18 protein-coding genes and 1 tRNA gene are annotated in these 20059 nt (G+C 45.9%); 12 read left to right on the top strand and 7 right to left on the bottom strand.

Annotated elements, in window-relative coordinates:
- Positions 1-2: 2 nt before the first annotated feature.
- Positions 3-2129: an ATP-dependent DNA helicase DinG gene (dinG, locus tag H6995_08115; GenBank protein MCP5214958.1), complete on the top strand. Its 2127-nt coding sequence runs from the start codon at positions 3-5 to the stop codon at positions 2127-2129.
- Positions 2130-2204: 75 nt separating this feature from the next.
- Here dinG and H6995_08110 read toward each other — a convergent pair whose 3' ends face one another.
- Positions 2205-2444 (bottom strand): hypothetical protein, encoded by a 240-nt coding sequence (locus tag H6995_08110; protein MCP5214957.1) that lies wholly within the window; start codon positions 2442-2444, stop codon positions 2205-2207.
- Between the two features lie 539 nt (positions 2445-2983).
- Between H6995_08110 and H6995_08105 the strand changes: the two genes are divergently transcribed.
- The 5 genes from H6995_08105 (at position 2984) to serS (ending at position 9097) form a co-directional block, all read left to right on the top strand.
- A complete protein-coding gene (locus H6995_08105) occupies positions 2984-5317 on the top strand; it encodes a DNA translocase FtsK 4TM domain-containing protein (GenBank protein ID MCP5214956.1) in 2334 nt (777 codons plus the stop codon).
- A gap of 87 nt (positions 5318-5404) precedes the next feature.
- Positions 5405-6046 (top strand): outer membrane lipoprotein chaperone LolA, encoded by a 642-nt coding sequence (gene lolA, locus H6995_08100; GenBank protein ID MCP5214955.1) that lies wholly within the window; start codon positions 5405-5407, stop codon positions 6044-6046.
- A gap of 11 nt (positions 6047-6057) precedes the next feature.
- On the top strand, positions 6058-7392 hold the full coding sequence (locus H6995_08095; protein MCP5214954.1) for a replication-associated recombination protein A: 1335 nt from the start codon (positions 6058-6060) through the stop codon (positions 7390-7392).
- A gap of 26 nt (positions 7393-7418) precedes the next feature.
- The gene (gene crcB / locus H6995_08090) at positions 7419-7796 is read left to right on the top strand and encodes a fluoride efflux transporter CrcB (GenBank protein MCP5214953.1); all 378 of its coding nucleotides are present in this window, start codon (positions 7419-7421) and stop codon (positions 7794-7796) included.
- A gap of 23 nt (positions 7797-7819) precedes the next feature.
- Positions 7820-9097 (top strand): serine--tRNA ligase, encoded by a 1278-nt coding sequence (gene serS, locus H6995_08085; GenBank protein MCP5214952.1) that lies wholly within the window; start codon positions 7820-7822, stop codon positions 9095-9097.
- A gap of 1 nt (position 9098) precedes the next feature.
- Here serS and H6995_08080 read toward each other — a convergent pair whose 3' ends face one another.
- The 5 genes from H6995_08080 to H6995_08060 all read right to left on the bottom strand — a co-directional run bounded on the left by H6995_08080 (position 9099) and on the right by H6995_08060 (position 11251).
- On the bottom strand, positions 9099-9419 hold the full coding sequence (locus H6995_08080) for a TusE/DsrC/DsvC family sulfur relay protein (GenBank protein ID MCP5214951.1): 321 nt from the start codon (positions 9417-9419) through the stop codon (positions 9099-9101).
- An 18-nt stretch (positions 9420-9437) separates the two neighbouring features.
- Entirely contained in the window at positions 9438-9722 is a 285-nt protein-coding gene (gene dsrH / locus H6995_08075; protein ID MCP5214950.1) for a sulfurtransferase complex subunit TusB, read from the bottom strand.
- Positions 9723-9728: 6 nt separating this feature from the next.
- Positions 9729-10094, bottom strand: a complete 366-nt coding sequence (gene tusC, locus H6995_08070; GenBank protein ID MCP5214949.1) for a sulfurtransferase complex subunit TusC — start codon at positions 10092-10094, stop codon at positions 9729-9731.
- An 8-nt stretch (positions 10095-10102) separates the two neighbouring features.
- Positions 10103-10495, bottom strand: a complete 393-nt coding sequence (gene tusD / locus H6995_08065) for a sulfurtransferase complex subunit TusD (protein MCP5214948.1) — start codon at positions 10493-10495, stop codon at positions 10103-10105.
- A gap of 69 nt (positions 10496-10564) precedes the next feature.
- Positions 10565-11251, bottom strand: a complete 687-nt coding sequence (locus H6995_08060; GenBank protein ID MCP5214947.1) for a Bax inhibitor-1/YccA family protein — start codon at positions 11249-11251, stop codon at positions 10565-10567.
- Between the two features lie 245 nt (positions 11252-11496).
- Here H6995_08060 and H6995_08055 point away from each other — a divergent pair.
- From H6995_08055 to H6995_08040, 4 genes are all read left to right on the top strand, one after another.
- Positions 11497-11584 (top strand) — tRNA-Ser (locus H6995_08055).
- Between the two features lie 351 nt (positions 11585-11935).
- Positions 11936-13894 (top strand): FTR1 family protein, encoded by a 1959-nt coding sequence (locus H6995_08050; protein ID MCP5214946.1) that lies wholly within the window; start codon positions 11936-11938, stop codon positions 13892-13894.
- A gap of 647 nt (positions 13895-14541) precedes the next feature.
- Positions 14542-15105, top strand: coding sequence for a CBS domain-containing protein (locus tag H6995_08045; GenBank protein MCP5214945.1), 564 nt, complete (start codon positions 14542-14544; stop codon positions 15103-15105).
- 228 nt (positions 15106-15333) lie between these two features.
- Positions 15334-15891 carry a hypothetical protein gene (locus tag H6995_08040; GenBank protein MCP5214944.1) on the top strand — a complete coding sequence of 186 codons (558 nt, stop codon included), beginning with the start codon at positions 15334-15336 and terminating at the stop codon, positions 15889-15891.
- A 50-nt stretch (positions 15892-15941) separates the two neighbouring features.
- On the opposite strand, the gene H6995_08035 is transcribed toward H6995_08040, so the two are convergent.
- On the bottom strand, positions 15942-17216 hold the full coding sequence (locus H6995_08035; protein ID MCP5214943.1) for a hypothetical protein: 1275 nt from the start codon (positions 17214-17216) through the stop codon (positions 15942-15944).
- Positions 17217-17355: 139 nt separating this feature from the next.
- On the opposite strand from H6995_08035, the gene H6995_08030 reads away from it, so the two are divergent.
- Both H6995_08030 and H6995_08025 read left to right on the top strand, forming a co-directional pair.
- Positions 17356-18449, top strand: a protein-coding gene (locus H6995_08030) for an IS3 family transposase (GenBank protein MCP5214942.1) whose coding sequence is annotated in 2 segments (ribosomal slippage) — positions 17356-17605 and positions 17605-18449 — 1095 coding nt in all. Because the reading frame shifts where the segments join, the coding sequence is not laid out codon by codon here.
- Between the two features lie 239 nt (positions 18450-18688).
- Positions 18689-20017 (top strand): mechanosensitive ion channel, encoded by a 1329-nt coding sequence (locus H6995_08025; GenBank protein ID MCP5214941.1) that lies wholly within the window; start codon positions 18689-18691, stop codon positions 20015-20017.
- Positions 20018-20059: the final 42 nt, after the last annotated feature.

Raw genomic sequence — 20059 nt, 5'->3', positions numbered from 1 at the left:
GAATGCTCTCAGCTGATCTTAAAAATGCTATCCAGGACGCTTACCGGGTAGTGCTAAAAAATAAAGGGTTTAAGCCGCGTACGGGACAACGGCTGATGATTGCTGAAATTGCGAGAACACTGGGTTGTATTCAGGAGGATGCAGCCGGGGTGCGCTTGGGTGAGTCGCATATCTGTGTCATCGAGGCGGGTACGGGTACGGGTAAAACTCTGTCCTACATGCTTTCCGCATTGCCGGTTGCGCTGGCTAAAGAGAAGAAACTGGTGGTTTCTACCGCAACGGTAATGCTGCAAGAGCAACTGGTGCAGAAGGATCTACCGGATTTACTTCGGCACAGTGGTTTATCCTTCAGTTTTGCGATCGCAAAGGGGCGTGGCAGGTACATTTGCCGGTCGAAATTAGACATTCTTCTCGATATCAATGCCTCACTCGGTCCAGAACTGACGCTATTTGAAGACGAATTGGCTGCAAAGCTTGATGAACCGACGCTAAAGCTCTATCAGCAGATGCTTGCTGCCATTGAGGCGAATACCTGGAATGGTGATCGAGACGGTTGGAATGATGCTCTCAGTGGTAAGCAATGGCAACCCGTGACGACGGACCACCGTCAGTGTACCAACAGGCAATGTGCCTACTTTAAAGATTGCAGTTATTTTTTAGCGCGCAAAGAAATTGTTGAAGCGGATGTGATTGTGGCGAATCACGACTTAGTGCTTTCGGATTTAGCACTGGGTGGAGGTGCACTGCTTTCAGTGCCGGCGGAAACCATTTATGTTTTTGACGAAGCACACCACTTGCCGGATAAAGCGCTATCCCATTTTAATTATCAGATTCGCATCAAAGCCAGCAAACAGTGGTTGGAACAAATCCCCAAACTTTTGGCTCAACTGACGGGGCAAGTTGGTTATTCCGCAGAATTAGATGAGCAGCTGAAAAAACTACCGGAGACTCAAAAAGCAATTGAAGAAAATCTTATTTTTGCTTTGGAAATAGTCAGCAGTATCGTCGAAAATTCAGATGCAACAGATAATCTGCAATGGCGTTTTAAACGGGGCGAGGTGCCTGATGGATTACGGATAATAGCGAAAAATCTGGCGCTTCAATATGGGAGAGTATGTGTTGCCTTGGAAGCGGTCAGTGATTGTCTGTTGGAAAAAAGTAAGAACGACCTAGAGGTCAGGTCGGTAGTCGATCGCCAGTATCCACGCTTAGCGCTTATGTTAGGGCGCTGCCATGCTGCCAATATGCTTTGGCAATCCTACGCGCAGGATGAGAGTACGGCGACATCCGCGACAGCCCCTACAGCTCGCTGGATTATGAAAGTGGATACTCTGGGGCAACCAGATTATGAGCTTTGGAGTAGTCCAATTATGGCTGCGGATTTATTGTCAAATATGCTGTGGTCTGCCTGTTTTGGCGCTGTGCTGACGTCAGCAACACTGACTTCTGTCGATCAGTTTGAACGTACCAAAATGCGGATGGGCTTGCCAGAAGGAACCCGCTATAAAATAGTGCCAAGCCCATTTAATTATAATCAGAACGCTACCTTTGAGGTGCCTCAGGGTGCAGCTGATCCTCGGGATGCAGATCAATTCACACAAGTCTTAGTTGGGCAGCTTAATAAAATCATTGAACCGCAAAAAGCTACATTGGTTATTTTTACAGCCAGACAGCAAATGCATGCCGTCCTCAAGGAATTGGATGAATCGCTCAAGCCATTGGTGATTATGCAGGATGATTATTCCAAACAGATGCTGGTTAAGCGTCATTGCGAAAAAATTGATGCGGGAAAAGGAAGTATTATCTTTGGTTTAGCAAGTCTTACTGAGGGTATCGATTTGCCGGGAAATTATCTAAGCCACGTCATTATGGCTAAACTGCCTTTCACCGTTCCCAGTGACCCGGTCGAAGCAGCACTAAACGAATGGCTAACGGATCTGGGGCGTAATCCGTTCTGGGAAATCAGTGTGCCTGACGCGGCCATACGCCTGAAGCAGGCCTGTGGACGCCTGCTGCGCTCAGAAGAGGACAAAGGAAGGATTACGCTATTAGACAAGCGCATACTGACGAAAAGTTATGGCAAAGCAATGTTGGATGCATTACCTGATTTTCAAAGAGTGATTGGCTGAGTTGGTAAGAGCCGCCGATGCGCGGTCGTTTAGTGTTGTGGCCTGTATAGCAACGCTCTTTATGGTAGTGCTTGGCTAAAACTTTTTCAGATAAGATATACCGTGGTTGTTGAGCCCGTAATAATGGCCGCCTCGGTCAACAACCAGCCCGACACCCCACTTTTTACCAATCTTTGCTTGGCCAAAATATATATTTTGGCCAATTTCCCAACCGCGAATACGCATGGTTTTATCAGCCTTAAAGCGCACTAATCCCAGCGCGTAGTGTCCTTTTGATTGAATGGCGGGGCTTGGTTCATTGGCGTACAAGGACATATAGTCATCTGACGCATAACTATTCAAAATTGGCGGGAGTATTGGGCTGGAAGCTATGTGTAAATTAAGGTTAGGCTTTTCATCTTCCCCTGCGTAACACGGAAGTGAAAACAAAGATGCTCCGGCTAAAAGCATCGTAATACTGGATAATAGATGTCTCCTTGCTCTTATCGACATGGTCTTTTGTACCTCTCCATGTTCAAGGAGGAAGCTTTCCTGAACAGTTAGTTACTTATATAACTCGATCACTAAGTTTATACAAATTCACACTTCACGGTGCTTTATTAGAAAGTTTTATAAGCCCATGAATTATTGGAAGATGTTATCTTTAGTCTAAATATTTATTACAGATGTTTTTTTTAGAAGCACCGGTTTTTTAGGATTAGCTAAAATGTGAAATTTTCAGGGTTTTCAAACGGTTGTCGTCAATCATAAGCGGATCAAAAAAAGGCAATGCGTAAAAGCCTCTAATCCGCTAAACTCGGTCTATTTTTAGAGGTACGAAGTTCGGGTGCCACAAGATTTCGTCGGGAATAGCGTTGAATAAAAAGTTAAAACAAGCCGAGAAAGAAAAACTAAAAGAGAGCCAATTTTCAACTCATTTAGCTCATGGCTTAAAGGAGGGGGCATTAATTGGCTCGGTGGCTCTTTGTGCTTATTTGCTGTTAGCACTTTTTAGTTACAACCCCCAAGATCCGGGTTGGACCTATACTGGCGCTGTGGACGCACAAGTGTTGAATAATGCAGGCCGAATAGGTGCCTGGTTTGCTGATGTGCTCTTATCTACCTTAGGCTACCTTGCCTATTTGTTCCCTGTGATGCTTGCTTACCGCGCTTGGTTAATCTTTCGAGAAAGTAGCCAAGATAAACCATGGAATTGGCCGTTGTTCGGCTTACATAGTCTGGGTTTTGTTTTGGTCATGATCGCAGGCACCGGGCTTGCGACCTTTCATTTCAATGAATATGTCTGGGAGTTGCGTGAAACGTCCGGTGGAATTCTTGGGCAGCTAGTACAAAGTCTATTCTTGGGCGGGTTTAATGAGGTGGGTAGTACGCTACTGTTGCTCTCGCTTTTCCTCATTGGGCTAACCATTTTTACGGGGATTTCTTGGCTCAGAGTGATGGATGGGATCGGTCTGTTTGTGTTAAAGACATTTGATTTCCTTATTTCTTCAATACGTCGTATTCGCAAGCACTTTGAGGAGAGGAAAACTACCCAAAAAGCACAGGAAGTGCGCAAACGTGCATTTGAAGTGCATATCGAAAAGGAAATCAAACGTGAGCCACCCAAAATAACAGCGTTGCTGCAAAAACAGGAACCCAGTAAACGTGTACAAGAGGAACGCCAGACGAACCTCTTTGAAGCAGAAGTGACCGGAACGTTACCACCTTTGTCTTTATTGGATAAGCCAGATGCCAGCAAGCATAAGGGCTACTCCAAGGAAACCTTGGAAGCCATGTCGCGGCTCTTAGAAATCAAACTCAAAGATTTTGGTGTAGAAATTGAGGTGGTGGCGGTACAGCCCGGGCCGGTTATTACGCGTTTTGAAATTCAGCCGGCTCCTGGTGTAAAGGTTAGCCGCATTAGTAATTTGGTCAAGGATTTAGCGCGTTCGCTAGCTGTGATTAGCGTGCGAGTGGTTGAAGTGATCCCCGGCAAATCTGTGGTTGGAATCGAGATACCCAATGAAGATCGTCAAATTGTACGTTTGGGGGAAGTGCTATCGTCGCCGCAGTATGACTCTCGCTCATCGCCTCTGACCTTAGCCTTAGGGCATGATATTGGGGGCGTTCCAGTCGTTGCGGATTTGGCGAAAATGCCTCACTTGCTGGTGGCCGGAACCACCGGTTCAGGTAAATCCGTGGGTGTTAATGCGATGCTGCTGAGCTTGCTCTATAAAGCTACGCCGGAAGATGTTCGACTCATCATGATTGACCCCAAAATGTTGGAATTGTCAGTATATGATGGTATTCCCCATTTGCTGGCTCCTGTCATTACCGATATGAAGGAAGCGGCTAATGGGTTGCGCTGGTGTGTCGCTGAAATGGAACGTCGCTACCGTTTGATGGCGACTTTAGGTGTGCGCAACCTAAGCGGTTACAACCGTAAGGTAAAAGATGCTGAAAAAGCGGGGACACCATTGCCAGATCCGCTGTGGAAACCGGAAGATGATTTATTAGTCGAGGAGCGTCCTAATTTGTCGACCTTGCCCTATATCGTGGTGGTGATTGATGAGTTCGCCGACATGATGATGATCGTCGGCAAAAAGGTCGAAGAACTAATTGCTCGTATCGCGCAAAAGGCACGGGCTGCAGGTATTCATATGATCTTGGCGACGCAGCGTCCATCCGTAGATGTGATTACTGGGTTGATTAAGGCTAACGTGCCGACGCGTATAGCATTCCAAGTATCCTCAAAGATTGATTCACGCACGATTCTTGACCAGGGCGGCGCGGAACAATTATTGGGGCATGGCGATATGCTTTATCTACCGCCAGGTTCGGGTGTGCCTATCCGCGTGCATGGTGCTTTCGTTGCTGATGACGAAGTACACCGAGTAGTGAAAGACCTAGTCAGAAGAGGTGAACCGCAGTACATCCATGAAGTCTTAGAAGGGCCATCGGAGTCGGCGCTGATGTCAGGCTCGAACAATGGTGGCGACGATGCGGAGCAAGATGAGCTTTATGATGAGGCCGTACAGTTCGTCACACAATCACGACGAGCTTCTATTTCAGCGGTGCAGCGTAAATTAAAAATAGGCTATAACCGTGCAGCGCGCATGATTGAGGCGATGGAAATAGCAGGAGTGGTGACAGAAATGAGTTCCAATGGCAGTCGTGAAGTTATAGCGCCTCCGCCTATTGAGGATTAAGTTTTATTTCGTTACTTATTTTTTATTTTATTTCAGTTAGATAAGTGGTTTGCTTAAGAGTTTTTCTGAAGTTAATTAGGGATGTTTATGAAGAATACAGGTCACCTTAAGCGGCTGTTGATTGGCTTTTTCGTTATTTGGCTAGCCTGCATTGAAGCCACCTTTGCCGCAGAAAATAGCACAGAAAAACTGACAAAATTACTGATTGACATGCAGTCTTTCAAAGCAAAATTTAAGCAAATTACACTTGATGGCAGTGGCAACAGCATTCAGGAAATGGCAGGTGAGTTAGCAGTACAGCGGCCGGGAATGTTGTATTGGAAAACCAATCCACCCTTTGAGCAGCTGGTGATTTCTGATGGCCATCAACTCTGGTTTTACGATCCGGATCTTGAGCAAGTGACCGTACAGAAACTAGATCCGCGCATTACGCAAACGCCTGCACTTTTGCTCAGTGGTGAGGTGTCGACTCTTCAGGCTTCCTATCAAATCAGCGGAGAGCAAATAAATAATTTATGGGTGTTTGTGTTAATCCCTAAGGAACCTGAAAGCCTCTTTGAGCAGCTGAAGCTTACCTTCTCTGATGGTGAGCTGGCACAAATGCATATAAAGGATTCTCTTGGCCAACGTTCCAGCTTTGAGTTCTTTGAAACCCAGACGGATGTAGAAATTGCCCCAGAGCTGTTTCATTTTACGCCGCCGGAAGGCGTTGATGTTATTACGCAGTAGTTCCATTCGAGATGCCTGATTTATTTGAAGCAAAAAGCTATCAGCCTCTGGCGGCGCGCATGCGCCCTAGAAGGCTGACTGATTTTGTTGGGCAAACGCATATTTTGGGAGAGGGAAAAGCGCTGCGCTCGGCAATAGAAGAGGGCGCGCCCCATTCGATGGTGCTGTGGGGGCCTCCGGGCGTCGGTAAGACAACTTTGGCGAGGCTGATAGCCGAACTGTCACAGGCAGATTTTCAAGCACTCTCAGCGGTTATGTCTGGGGTGAAGGATATTCGTGCGGCGATTGAGCGGGCTAAACAGTCACAGGCACAGCACAATCGTAAAACCATTCTGTTTATTGACGAGGTTCACCGCTTCAATAAAGCGCAGCAGGATGCGTTTTTGCCCTATGTCGAGGATGGTACCGTTATATTCATAGGTGCCACTACGGAGAATCCCTCGTTCGAACTGAACAATGCGCTATTGTCCAGAGTGCGGGTTTATGTATTACGAGCATTATTGGAAGAGGACTTATTGGGGCTGCTAAAACGTGCTTTGTCCGATGTCCAAAATGGCTATGGCGAAGATCAGGTGGTGATTAGTGAAGCGATGCAGCAGAAGATTGCGCGCGCCGCTGATGGAGATGCCCGTCGGGCGTTGAATATACTCGAAATTGCAATTGATCTGGGTGAACAACAAGGACAACAAGTTCATGTTTCGGAAACTACCCTGGATGAAGTTTTACAGGAAAGCAGCCGTCGTTTCGATAAAGGCGGTGATTTATTTTACGAGCAGATATCGGCGCTGCATAAGGCGGTTAGAGGTTCTGCGCCGGATGCCGCCATATATTGGCTGATGCGCATGCTCGATGGCGGCTGTGACCCGCTCTATATTGCGCGGCGCGTGGTACGCATGGCGAGTGAAGATATTGGTAATGCCGATCCGCGCGCGCTGGAAATTGCACTGAATGCTTGGCATGCTTTCGAACGTTTGGGTAGTCCTGAAGGTGAATTGGCCATTGGGCAAGCCGTTTTGTATCTTGCCTGTGCGGCCAAAAGCAATGCCGTGTACACAGCTTTTAATTCGGTAAAAGCCGATATTCAAAATAGCCCGAGCTACGAGGTGCCGATACATATCCGTAATGCCCCGACGCAACTGATGAAAGACATGGCGTATGGTGCTGAATATCGCTATGCTCACGACGAGTCCGAAGGCTTTTCAGCGGGCGAAAACTATCTGCCGGAGGCGCTAAAGGATCGACGCTATTATTATCCAGTTGAGCGTGGGTTAGAGGTTAAAATTAAGGAAAAATTAGATTATTTGGAAGGCTTAAATAAAAGTGCGGCGAACAAACGCTACCAATAAAGGCTGCCAATAAATAAAGATGAATTATGACTAAGATATTAGCAATTGCCGTCGGCGGTGCGTTGGGTGCACTATCGCGTTATTGGGTGGTAGGTGTGATTACCAGTCTGTTTGAGCGTAGCTTTCCATTTGGTACCCTCGTGGTTAATATTCTCGGCTCGCTGCTAATAGGTATTCTTTATGTGCTTATTATCGAAAAACTGGATGTTGCGGCTGAATGGCACGCTATCCTAATGGTAGGTTTTATCGGTGCATTTACGACGTTTTCCACCTTTTCGCTGGAGACCTTAATATTGCTACAGGAAGGTCGAGTTACCGCCGCATTAACCTATATTTTTTCCAGTGTCTGTGTCTGCCTGTTAGCGGTTGCTCTCGGGATGTGGGGCACGAAACAACTATTTTAAATTAACAGGAGTATTACGGTTCAATGTTGGATCCCAAGCTAGTTCGCCAGAACCCGCAGGAAATCGCCGAGAAATTATTAAAGAAAGGTTATCGTTTGGATGTGGCGCAATTAAATGAGTTGGAAGCGCAGCGCAAGCAGATACAGGTCGAGACTGAGCAGTTACAAAGTGAGCGTAATTTGCGCTCTAAAAATATCGGTAAAGCCAAGGCAGCAGGAGAAGATATCACACCACTTTTGGCCGAAGTAAACCAGATGGGTGGTCAGCTGGAACAAGCCAAAACGAATTTGCAGGAGGTTCAGGAAAAGCTGGAGGCCATCCTAATGGACGTGCCTAACCTGCCTGATGATTCAGTGCCAGAAGGAATCTCTGATGAAGATAACCTGGTGGAGCGTCATTGGGGCGAACCAACACCATTTGATTTTGAGCCCAAGGATCATGTTGATCTATCTACCGCGCTGGGTGGCGTTAACTTTGAGGTAGCGACGAAAATTACCGGCGCTCGATTTGTTACCATGCAGGGTGCTATCGCCAGAATGCATCGTGCTTTAATACAACTGATGTTGGATACCCACACTCAGGAGCATGGTTACCAAGAAATCTACGTACCCTATATCGTTAATGCAGATAGTTTACGTGGCACCGGCCAATTGCCGAAGTTCGAAGAAGACCTTTTTAAAGTCAGCCATGAGCAGGATTGGTATCTGATTCCAACCGCCGAAGTGCCTGTCACGAACATGGTGCGGGATGAAATTCTTGACGCGCAACAATTACCGTTGAAGTTTGTCGCCCATACCCCCTGTTTTCGCAGCGAAGCTGGCAGCTATGGTCGAGATACTCGTGGCATGATTCGCCAGCACCAGTTTGAAAAAGTAGAACTGGTGCAGATGGTTAAACCGAGTGATTCTATGGCCGCACTAGAAGCATTAACCGGCAATGCGGAAGCCATACTACAAAAGCTTAAATTACCCTATCGGTTAGTGAACCTTTGTGGTGGAGATCTGGGATTTTCAGCAACCAAAACCTACGACTTGGAAGTTTGGTTACCCGGTCAGCAAAAATACCGCGAAATTTCATCCTGTAGTAATTTTTTGGATTTCCAAGCACGACGTATGCAGGCGCGTTGGCGTAATCCGGAAACTGGAAAACCGGAATTATTGCATACCATCAACGGCTCGGGTTTGGCGGTTGGTAGAACATTGGTCGCGGTTATGGAAAATTACCAGCAGGCTGATGGCAGTATTGTTGTTCCTGATGCGTTGCAGCCCTATATGGGTGGGCTCAAGGTAATTAACGCTTAGCCTAAATACAATTAGTCGGTTTTGGTAAACCAGCTATTTTACAGGCTTTGCGCATTGGGGTTTCGGGGAATAGACGTAGTAGATAGATACTGCGGCCCTTATCCGGCCCCAATTTTTCTGCCATCAATTTAACGAAAACCCGTGTCACAGGGGTGTGCTGGTATTCTTGATAGACATCGCGCAGCAGCCAAATGATGTCCCAGTGTTCGACGCTGAGATCAATGCCTTCTTCTTGCGCGATTACGCAAGCGGCGGTTTCAGACCAATCACTGAGATGTTTAAGGTAACCTTCTTTATCTGTGGGAACCTTTAGCTTAGACATTGGCGCGGGCGGTCGGGCTTAATACCAGCTTTGTACACAATCGTACTGCTCGGTAAGTACAACAAAACCGGCATAATCTACCAGAGTGATCTGTGAGGAAAGTTTGTCGAGTATGCCTCTGGCCTTAACATCGGGCGCTAATGCGTATACTTGATGATCACGTAATCCCTCAAGTTCTGTGCCCTCAAGTGCGGCATAAACACCATCCTCGATCAAGAGAATCGCGCTGTCTTTTGCTGCTACCCTTAGGCAGGTTTTAAGAGCCGGGTTTTGAGGAGATTTGTTGACAGTATGTAAGATCATAAAAAGTCAAAAGTTTAATATTACTTGTTGTTGGGACAATAATTGCGTGATCTTAGGGCTATCGACCAGCTCAACAGGAATCACCAAATCCTCTTTTTGCAGACCTCTTTGTAGGAGTGATTCTGCGTCGACGTAAACATGTTTTACTTCATACATCTCTAACATGGGTAAAGTTTGGGAACTATTTTTCTGCTGGATATCGGCAGGGTCCTGCTCACGCACCAATTGAAATACCCCGTCGTCCATATACAGAATGCTCGTGTTTTGGTTGAAGACAGCACACATCAGCGCCACATCCAACGCCTCTTTGGCAAAATTTGAGGAGTAGGGTGGCCGACGGTTTAGCACCAAGAATGATTTTGATTCAGCCATTGCGCCGCCTAGCAACCAAAAGTGATGAGGCGGTCAGACTCAATACCCGCGTCAACCAACTGGCCGAGCCCCGATAGGCTGAATCCTTCAGCGAGGTTATCGGCTTCTTTTTCATAACGCGCAGCTTCGGTCTTGTCCAACAGGCCACGCCTTAATGCCGCCGCGATACAAACAACGGCATCAATATTATGCGCTTTAATGAGCTCGTTCCAACGTTGTGGGATATTCTGTTCATCCTGCGGTGGCGTTGCCAACTGAGAGGCATTTTGCACCCCGTCCATGTAGAAAAACAGACGATATATCTCGTGCCCTGCTGCGAGAGCTGCTTTGGCAAATTGATAAGCCGTGTCCGGTGCCTGAGAAGAATAGGGTGCGCCGTATATGGCGAGAGAAAATTTCATGGCGTTAGTGTAGCTAAAAAAAAGCCCCGTGACGATTGTCAACGGGGCTGGTTTTTATCGTTTTAAAAATTAATCATCACCGCCCAGGGCGCCCATAATATGGAGTAAGCTGACGAAGAGGTTATAGATATCCAGGTAGAGAGCAACTGTCGCCATAATGTAGTTACGCTCACCACCGTTAATAATGCGGCTGGTATCGAATAGAATAAAGCCCGACATGACTAGTGCAATCACACCACTGAGAGCCAAATGAGCGCCAGCAATATGAACACCGAATATTCCAGCCACCATCAAAGCAAGCATGGCAACAACAGCGATGATTAGACCCGTCATCAAGAAGCCACCCATGAAAGAAAAATCTTTACGGGTTGTTAATACATAGCCGGAAAGCCCGAAGAAAACCACTGCAGTGGTGCCTAGCGCCTGCATTATTAACATGCTGCCGTTAGTCATCTGCAAGTAATGATTCAATATTGGGCCAAGCGAGGCTCCGAGAAGTGCCGTGAAAGCGAAGACTACGAGCAAACCTTTCTCAGAGTTTGCCGTACGAGGTAGAACAAACCAGACCAGACCGATGGCGACGAGACTCATAATCATGCCAACACCGTGGCTAAGGTTGACCGCCATAGAGATGCCTGCTGTCACAGCACTCAGCAAAAGTGTGGCTGCTAGCAGGGTGTAGGTGTTTCTAAGAACCTTACTGACCTCAGCGTTTGAATCTTGTGATGCTGAAATACTATAGGGTTTAGTTGGCATAACGATTACTCCAGATTGCTATAAATTCAATTGACTATGATATTAAAGCTTGGTGAGAGTTCAAACTAATGGACTCACAAATATATCCTGTAGCGATCATACTGACAATCACTGCAAAATCAAGAGAATGCGTAGACTAATAGCTTTACTGCTAAATGCAGGCCGATAGGCTGCAATCAAATCCATTTAAATCCCGTATTCGGGATTGACACTTTTATTCGATAGGGTAATATGCTGGCCTCTTTGGTGGGCTGGCTGAGTGGTCGAAAGCGGCGGTCTTGAAAACCGTTGAGGGGCAACCCTCCCGGGGTTCGAATCCCTGGCCCACCGCCATTTAAAAGGGGGGTTAGTGATAATGTTAGTCACTAACCCCTTTTTTCTTGTCCAGTTTTTCAAAACTCATAATTTGCTCAACGCTGTTCGTCACCCATCGACTCTAGAAATTTTGCATGGTACGTTGGTGTCATTTAACGACCCTTCACCTACCGATGACAATAACCCTTTGGTCGACTTTAAACGAGTAGTAGCTAAAACTGTGTATAAAAACAATAACTTTTTAGATAGAGTCTAGTTAGCTGTAGAGATACCATAAATCAATTTTATTGATCATCCAGCTTGACTCTCTAGTCACTACAGCCTTTATAATTGCGAATTATTCTCATTAACACATTTGAAATATTAACGATGACAAGTCCTTGTTTGGCTTTTTGTAATTACTTGCAGCAAATTTTTGTGTGGAAAACCAACCATAGTGGTTTGTTGCTGTTTCTGATTGTTTTTGGTGCTAGCACAGCTATCGCTTCAAATATGAATTATTTTTCTGAGCTACGCCAACTCGTCCAACTCGCAGAATATATTAGCGTTGACTACCCTGCTGCAGTGCAAGATGGTGAGGTCATTAATGCTGGCGAACATCAGGAAATGATTGAGTTTTCTGGACTGATTCTTAGTAAAAGTGTGCTCCTTGCTGGAGTGCCGGATGGGAATAGAACGGTTACAGATAAAGCTAAATCACTGCAACTGGCCATTATCAGCAAGCAATCAGTTGAAATGGTTCAGGCACTAGCGGCGGACTTACGAGGATCGTTATTGACATTGGCGCCACAGGCTTCTGTTCCAGACAGTTTAATATCTAATGCCGAAAGCCAAGCTTTATTTCAACAGAGCTGTGCCGGTTGTCATGGTGAAACGGGGCAAGGGGATGGCGCTTTAGCAGCGACCTTAGCACCGCCCCCTACCAATTTTACGGACAGAGAACGCGCAGCTAACCGGTCTGTTCTGGGGTTGTATGATGCTATTGCTAACGGCATTGATGGTACAGGGATGGCTGCTTTCAGTCAGCTAACAGAGAAGCAAAAATGGTCGCTGGCTTTTTATACTGGCAGCCTTGCCTTCCAGTCTGCCACCGCATCATGGCAGCAAACTGAGTCGGTTATTTCTTTGCAACAATTAATAAACTACAGCCCGAACTTTCTATCCAAAGAGCTGCCTGCCGAGCAACGCAGCCAAGTGGAGTGGCTGCGAGCTAACCCACAGCAATTATTTATCACTGAAACTAATCCTATATCTATTACCCGAAAACAACTTGAAGCTGCCGTTATTGCATACCGAGCTGGTGCTTACAGCAAGGCCCATGATTTGGCGGTGAGCGCCTATCTGGATGGTTTTGAACAGGTTGAAGTGAGCTTGTCGGCCAAAGACAAGGAACTTAAAGATGAGCTTGAATCGTTTTTAATTTCTCTTCGGCAAATATTCAGCCGGAGCGGAAACGACCAAAAATTAGATACCGTCCTACCAGCAACTTTCCAGAAGCTGACGCAAGCGGAAAGTTTGCTTACGCAGTCATCACTCTCAAGCGGAGAGTTATTTAGCGCGAGTTTGGTGATCCTCTTGAGAGAGGGGTTAGAAGCCTTGTTGGTGGTAATCGCGTTGACGACGGTATTGCTTCGTACCAATCGTAAAGACGCTTTGAAGTATTTGCATTTAGGCTGGGTTTCAGCACTCTTTGCTGGAGGAGCTACTTGGGTAGCAGCTCATACCCTGATTTCCATCAGTGGAACCAGTAGAGAAATTATGGAAGGTGTCGGTGCTCTGCTCGCTGCGATTGTATTATTTTATGTGGGCTTCTGGATGCATAACAAATCCCATGCGGCGAACTGGCAGGCTTACATTCAACGGCAGATAGATTCACATTTAAAAACAGGGACTTTATGGGGGATTGCGGCACTTTCCTTTGTTGCTGTCTATCGAGAAATCTTTGAGACAGTACTATTCTACGAATCGCTGCTGACACAGGCTGATAGTTCTACTTATTCGTCTGTCATTGCCGGCTTTGCTGTGGCTGTTGGACTGTTGGTGGCTGTGGCATGGGCATTTATTCGCTATTCCGTCAATCTCCCTATATCCCGTTTCTTTGCTTCGACCACTTACTTGCTGTTAGCACTGGCATTTGTATTAATGGGAAAGGCCATCTGCGCGCTGCAAGAGGCTGCGCTTATCGGTATTTCAGCTTTTCCCATTAACTTCAAAATAGAATGGTTAGGTATCTATTCAACTTGGCAAGGGGTACTGGCGCAAGGTTTAATATTGATACTGTCGATTGCGCTAACGATGGCTCCAAAATTTCGAAGGAAAACCTATTAAAAGGCTTACTGGTGCAATGGGATTCATTCATTTTATGATAAAAACATCAGTAAAATTTATTTGGATGGGCCTGGGCAGGTTCTGCAATTGACCTTTAATGAGCCCATTTGGAACTTTAACTGAATGGAATACTCGAAAACAGCTTCGAATCACTACAACTAGTCGTACAACTTATTTATAGCCGATTTAAATGATTCGCCTTTTCTTATATTTCACCTTCGCACTATTTAGCTGCCACAATTTTGTCGCAGCTACTGATAGGGAGCTAGGGCTCACTCCCGACACATCCATCGTTGCTGACCTGGATGAAAAGGATTATGGCAACATCAAAAGCAGCAGCTCGAATGGTGGTGAAAAATTTACCTCAACTACACCCTTTGCAGCCATACAGTACTGCCTGAGTTCGTCGCCACGCGTATATCCCTCTCTCCCGGCAAAGAACAGCGAATATAAACTACATCATATCCGGTCACCCCCTTTCATCTCCTAATACAGTCGTCATTTAATATTTCCGCCATAACGCTATTCCAGGCCTAATAGGCCGTTAAGGGATCGCCCTAAGACCCTGCCATACCATTAGCAGATGTTATATGCATTGGATTAGGTGGGAAACAAGCTTAGTTTGAAATTGCTTAAGAGGTATTGAGATGAAAAATATTGAGTTATACAGTGAAGAAAAAGTGGACACGCTAGTTTGGCCGGATATCTATCGTCAAGTTACTGAGGAATCCCCCGCATTATCCGTATTGACTGATTTTAAATTGAACGAACCATTGGTTATTGATGCCAACGCAAAAGCCGTGGCGGCAGTAAAAATGATGCTTAATGCTGATGTGTGGTTAAAGTTGGTGGTTGATCACAATGGTGCTTTTTTGGGTATTGTTAGTCGGGATGATTTGTCGGAACAGAAAATAATGGAAAAAGTAGCCGAGGGTTATGATCGGCCATCTTTGATGGTGTCGGATTTGATGAGGAAAAGACAACTGATTAAGGTGTTTGAATACTCTGAGTTGGCTTATGCTAGCGTCAGGGATGTGATAAAGACTATGACCAAGTTTGGTCAACTGGATTGTCTGGTTGTAGATAGATCCAAACATCACATCAGGGGCATTATATCGACAACTGAAATTACACGAAAACTCAATATACCTATCTATATTCAGGAACTGCCGAATTTTGGTGAAATGGTTAAGGCTTTATCTCATCATTAAAAACCATCGGCGATATAATTTGAGTAGAATAGAAGTGTTCGGGGTGCTTCGGCTATTGCCGTTGCATCCCTGAATCGAATTTGGTTAACCGCTTGGCAGGACGCATTCAACGGATAGGCGTTGCTATTGAACAGAAAGTGTAAAACACATAAAAGTATATTGTTTTGTTAATGGGTAGCTTAAATCAGGCGATATCGACTTTTACAGAATAATGAGTGACAGTTAAATATGGGTAAAAAGGTGTTTGGTTTTATTGGTGCAATATGGGGTATTTTTGGGGTGTCCGCCTTCCTTGCCTGGGCCGTATTCCGTTTGACGCCCTATATGCTGGAAATATTTTACCTGGAGTTGCAGTGGTATCACTGGCTTTTATTGGTTCTTAACGTAGTGTTTATGGCCTATACCGAGGGATACAAAGGATTCCAGCAAGGTGCCGCACCACGACTCGGCGCCAGAGTTCGGTACCTCTATCAAAATCCGACGGTGCTACACGTCATTTTCAGTCCCTTCTTCTGTAGTAGTTATTTCCATACAACGCGGCGGCGATTGATTGCTCGTTATATTTTAACCAGTATGATTATTCTGTTAATTGTCGTCGTGAGTCATTTTCAACAGCCCTGGCGAGGGATCATCGATGCGGGAGTGCTGATCGGCTTGGCCTGGGGTCTGGTCGCGATTTTATACCAAAGTATCAAAGCATTGTGGGCTGATGAATTTTATTGTTCACCCGAATTACCGGAAAGTGCGGCCGTTGTTTTAATAAAAGAAACTGAGCCGCAGGTATAGAAGCTATTCGAATACCGGGGTCAAGAATCTATATTGTTGGGCTTTGCGTTTTAAAAGTCTACGCTCGCTTTGGGTTTTGCGGCTTCGGCATTTTTCTGGCGAAAAGCCTTGCGCACGGTATCCCCGCCCAGCAGATATTGCCATTCCTGAATAATTTTCATCCCTTTCGAGGTTTCGGGTGACACCAGCATGAAGGGTGCGCCTTGCAAACGGGCTAATTTTAGCTGCAACTCCAAGTTGCCGGGGAAAGCGCTTGCGGGATGTGCACCGTTGACGCAGCGACCGCGCATAATGCCCGAACAGGGATGGCTAAACCCTTGTTTCATGACATAGTGTTGCTTGGGATCTGCTCGTTGCACCATAGCTTCTTTTTCAGCCGCACTGGTTAGCAGAACATCAGCATAAACTAGATTATTTTCGGGAGATGTTTGGTAGGCCGCGCCTTGGCGGGCGTGATTACTTTTAGGGTTGTAGTTGGGTTCACCAAAGGTTTGTCTTGCCTGATCAAGTGCAGTCTTATAGTCAAAGCTCTGGGTATTGCCAAAAAATTGCTCATATTCGATGTAATAAATCAATTTTATCGGTTGCCCGGCGAAACGGTTAAATGTCTGATTAGAATTGCCACTTCGGTCACGCCTGCGACTCATTCGGTCCGTTGCGGCTTGAGCTTGTTGGGCTTTCTCCTTTTCAGCAGTGGCGCGGGCTTGTTGGATCATGGTTTGGCGCTGAGCATCCATCTCGCTCAGCATTTCGTCAGAAACTTCATAGGCCAAAAACTTGACGATATAACGCTTAATCATATGACTTTTTTGTGCAGTAGATAAATTTCGTAAATCTTCCTGCTGATAATTGCCGATCTGACCGTTGATATTGTGTACTTCCATCATATATTGGTCGGCATAACTGAGATATCCGAATCCGGCTTTTGTGAGGATATCGTGCGCGGTACGGGCAGGCATGCCTAGGCGAATTCCCTTAAGTGGAATATCAAGTACACTGGGGCTGCCGGCAGGCGCCTCGTCCAAGTCGATAAGTTTAGCGGCATCGTCTGAATAGGTCTGTGTGGTTTCGGCGGCGGGTGCTCTATACGATGTGCTAGCGGGTTTGTCAGGGCTGTTTTTGACGGAATCTTCAATCTTTACTTGCTGACTCTCTTTCTGCTCCGTTACTTCATCGATGGTCTGATCGACGACATTGTTGATTTCTGATTTAATACGTTCCAACCAGTCGGCCTGAGTATTCACTGAAAAGGATATAGAAATCGCTAGCACGAGGTTGATGCTGTGTAATCTGAGTGTACTGGAAGCACTGGATTTAGAAGGCATTTCAATAGTCCCCCTGAGGATATACTGTGTCGTAAATTATACGAAATGGCTCCGGGTATCAAGTGTAATGTGACCTGCTCCCCGAATTGACTACCAGGTTGATCTAAGTAAAGTCTGCTTTCAAGAGGAGAAAGCAGCAATGAAAAAGCGTTATAGCGAAGAGCAGATTATCGGTTTTTTGAGAGAGGCGGAGTCAGGGATCCCGGTCAAGGAATTATGTCGCAAACACGGTTTTAGCAATGGTTCATTTTATACTTGGCGCAGCAAATACGGCGGCATGGATGTCTCAGAAGTTAAACGCCTCAAGACCCTGGAGGATGAGAATGCTCGGCTAAAGAAGTTACTAGCCGATACAATGCTGGACAAGGAAGCGCTGGAGGTAGCGTTAAGAAAAAAGTACTAACCCCAACAGCAAAGCGTGAAGCCGTGGATGAAATGCTGGCGTATACTGCCGTTTCAGAGCGCCAAGCCTGTCAGCTGGTGGGGATTTGTCGTAGTACCTATCGCTATCAGTTAAAGCGGATCGAAAAGGATGAGAGGCTATCGTACCGAATCATTGAGCTGGCGCAACAAAGGCGCAGATTCGGTTACCGGCGCATTCATGCCCTATTACGTCGGGAAGGCCAAGAGGTGAACCACAAGAAAGTGTACCGACTTTATACGGAAGCCAAGCTGGCGGTAAAGCGCCGAAAGCGGCGTAAAACCTTGGTCGTTCCCAGAGAGTCGTTGATGTTACCGACACGGCGTAATGAGGTCTGGTCAATGGATTTCGTCATGGATGCTTTAGCTAGTGGTCGACGGATAAATATCCTGACGATTGTCGATGATTGCACCAAGGAGTCGGTTGATCTGATTGTGGACTTTGGTATATCGAGTCGATATGTCACCCGGATACTGGATCAAGCCGCTCGATTCAGGGGCTATCCGAAAGCCATAAGGACAGATCAAGGTCCAGAGTTTACCGGAAAAGCATTGGATCAATGGGCTTATGAAAACGGAGTTGAATTAAAACTTATCCAGGCTGGTAAGCCGACACAGAATGCCTTTATCGAATCATTCAATGGCAAGTTTAGAGATGAATGTTTGAACGAACACTGGTTCCATTCTTTGGCGCATGCAAGAGCGATTATTCGTGAATGGAGAAGAGATTATAACGAGTGTCGGCCACACTCAATGCTGGGATATAAAACCCCAGTTGAAATGGCTGAAGAATTAAACCAACATGCAGACTGAGCTCAGATGCTGTGGTAGTAATACTGGGGGCAGGTCAAATGGGCCTTAGCTGGGTATGGAAATTACGCTTGTCTCGCTTCACTGATTCATATCTTTATTGATGAAAAACCAATGACGGAATTAAGAGTGGATAGTATCTATTCTGAATTTTGCCTATGAAACACTTATACAAAGTTGCGATAACTGCAGTATTATCAACCGAATCAGGTGAATAACAGGGACTGAAAAGGGTTAATAAAATGGCTTTAGATACGCTGGATCAATTTGCGACAGAAATTGGTGTGAAGGTAAATGAAGCGCTCGCGCAGCCAGAAACCTATACACAGATAGGGATTATTTTTACGATCTATTTTCTCGCCTTTGTGCTTGCCAACCGAATTCGAAAACTTGCTCCAAGCCTCGATGCCAAAAAGGAAGTAACAGCAACTTATCCGCTACGAAATTTTGTCAGCAAGTTAGGCATTTTGATTTTTCCGGCACTTGCTATTCTTATGTTGCGGATTTCTATCGAAATCACTGCAAGCACCATTAAGCAGGGCTGGCTTGTTCAGACTGCGCTCACTATCGCTATATTGCTGTTGTTTAATTCTGTCATTAAAAATTTCATCACCAATCAACTAGTGGCGAAAGCGTTCAGATGGGTTGGGATGCCCCTGTTATTTCTGCATTTGCTGGGTGTTTTGAATGCTTTAATCGAAATACTGGAGTCGATTTCTATCTCGGTAGGCAATATCGATATCTCTGCCTACGGCATTGCCCGTGTGACTATTTTTGGCTCATTATTGTTCTGGCTCGGTCGCGTTTCCAATCGAACGGGCCGGGATATTATTAGCCGACAAGAAAACCTTGACCAACGCACACGTGAAGTCGCCTCCAAATTGCTTGAGGTAGGGATATTTTTCCTTATCTTCCTGCTGTTACTGCAAGTGATGGGAATTAATTTAACGGCATTGGCCGTATTTGGCGGGGCTTTAGGTGTTGGCTTGGGGTTTGGCTTACAGGCGATAGCTTCCAATTTTATCTCCGGAGTCATACTCCTGTTGGATCGCTCTCTCACTATTGGAGACTATATCGAGCTAGAGGATGGCCGAACGGGTGTAGTTCGCGAGTTAAATATGCGCTCTACCACACTGGAAACATTCGATGGCAAAGACATCATGGTGCCGAACGAAAAGTTCATCGTCGATACCTTTACCAATTGGACGCACAAGAACAAAAGCCAGCGTTATAGGGTCGATTTTTCAGTAGCCTATCACAGCGATGTCAGAAAGCTGGTGGAGATCATCAAGCAAGTTGTTGCCAGCCACCCACAGGTTTTTAGCGGCGAAGAGGTTCCATTTGAAGAACGACCTGACTGCGAAATTGATAGTTTTGGCGATTCCGGTATCAATATGTTCGTCGAGTTTTGGATGGAAGGTGTTGACGATGGTAAAAATCGTGTCGGCGGCGACCTGCTATTAATGATTTTAGAGGCATTGCAAGAAAATGGCTTTGAAATTCCTTTCCCACAACGTGAGGTCCGAATGATGAATAAGGACTTCTCCATTAAGACTCAGCAGGACGGTTGAGGGGTGGGTATAAAAATACTCAGCTTTCGTTAAAATCTGGTT

It is taken from the genome of Pseudomonadales bacterium (assembly GCA_024234615.1).
GTDB lineage: Bacteria > Pseudomonadota > Gammaproteobacteria > Pseudomonadales > IMCC2047 > JAJFKB01.
The sequence above is the reverse complement of the archived record's forward strand: the minus strand, read 5'-3'. Positions and strand labels throughout refer to the sequence as shown.

Excerpts from the sequence above, each read along its gene's own strand:
- H6995_08035 (MCP5214943.1), bottom strand. The coding sequence starts at position 17,216 with ATGCCTTCTAAATCCAGTGCTTCCAGTACACTCAGATTACACAGCATC.
- H6995_08045 (MCP5214945.1), top strand. The coding sequence starts at position 14,542 with ATGAAAAATATTGAGTTATACAGTGAAGAAAAAGTGGACACGCTAGTT.
- tusC (MCP5214949.1), bottom strand. The coding sequence starts at position 10,094 with ATGGCTGAATCAAAATCATTCTTGGTGCTAAACCGTCGGCCACCCTAC.
- dinG (MCP5214958.1), top strand. The coding sequence starts at position 3 with ATGCTCTCAGCTGATCTTAAAAATGCTATCCAGGACGCTTACCGGGTA.
- H6995_08080 (MCP5214951.1), bottom strand. The coding sequence starts at position 9,419 with ATGTCTAAGCTAAAGGTTCCCACAGATAAAGAAGGTTACCTTAAACAT.
- H6995_08050 (MCP5214946.1), top strand. The coding sequence starts at position 11,936 with ATGACAAGTCCTTGTTTGGCTTTTTGTAATTACTTGCAGCAAATTTTT.
- dsrH (MCP5214950.1), bottom strand. The coding sequence starts at position 9,722 with ATGATCTTACATACTGTCAACAAATCTCCTCAAAACCCGGCTCTTAAA.
- H6995_08110 (MCP5214957.1), bottom strand. The coding sequence starts at position 2,444 with ATGTCCTTGTACGCCAATGAACCAAGCCCCGCCATTCAATCAAAAGGA.
- tusD (MCP5214948.1), bottom strand. The coding sequence starts at position 10,495 with ATGAAATTTTCTCTCGCCATATACGGCGCACCCTATTCTTCTCAGGCA.
- H6995_08040 (MCP5214944.1), top strand. The coding sequence starts at position 15,334 with ATGGGTAAAAAGGTGTTTGGTTTTATTGGTGCAATATGGGGTATTTTT.
- serS (MCP5214952.1), top strand. The coding sequence starts at position 7,820 with ATGTTGGATCCCAAGCTAGTTCGCCAGAACCCGCAGGAAATCGCCGAG.
- H6995_08060 (MCP5214947.1), bottom strand. The coding sequence starts at position 11,251 with ATGCCAACTAAACCCTATAGTATTTCAGCATCACAAGATTCAAACGCT.
- H6995_08025 (MCP5214941.1), top strand. The coding sequence starts at position 18,689 with ATGGCTTTAGATACGCTGGATCAATTTGCGACAGAAATTGGTGTGAAG.
- lolA (MCP5214955.1), top strand. The coding sequence starts at position 5,405 with ATGAAGAATACAGGTCACCTTAAGCGGCTGTTGATTGGCTTTTTCGTT.
- crcB (MCP5214953.1), top strand. The coding sequence starts at position 7,419 with ATGACTAAGATATTAGCAATTGCCGTCGGCGGTGCGTTGGGTGCACTA.
- H6995_08095 (MCP5214954.1), top strand. The coding sequence starts at position 6,058 with ATGCCTGATTTATTTGAAGCAAAAAGCTATCAGCCTCTGGCGGCGCGC.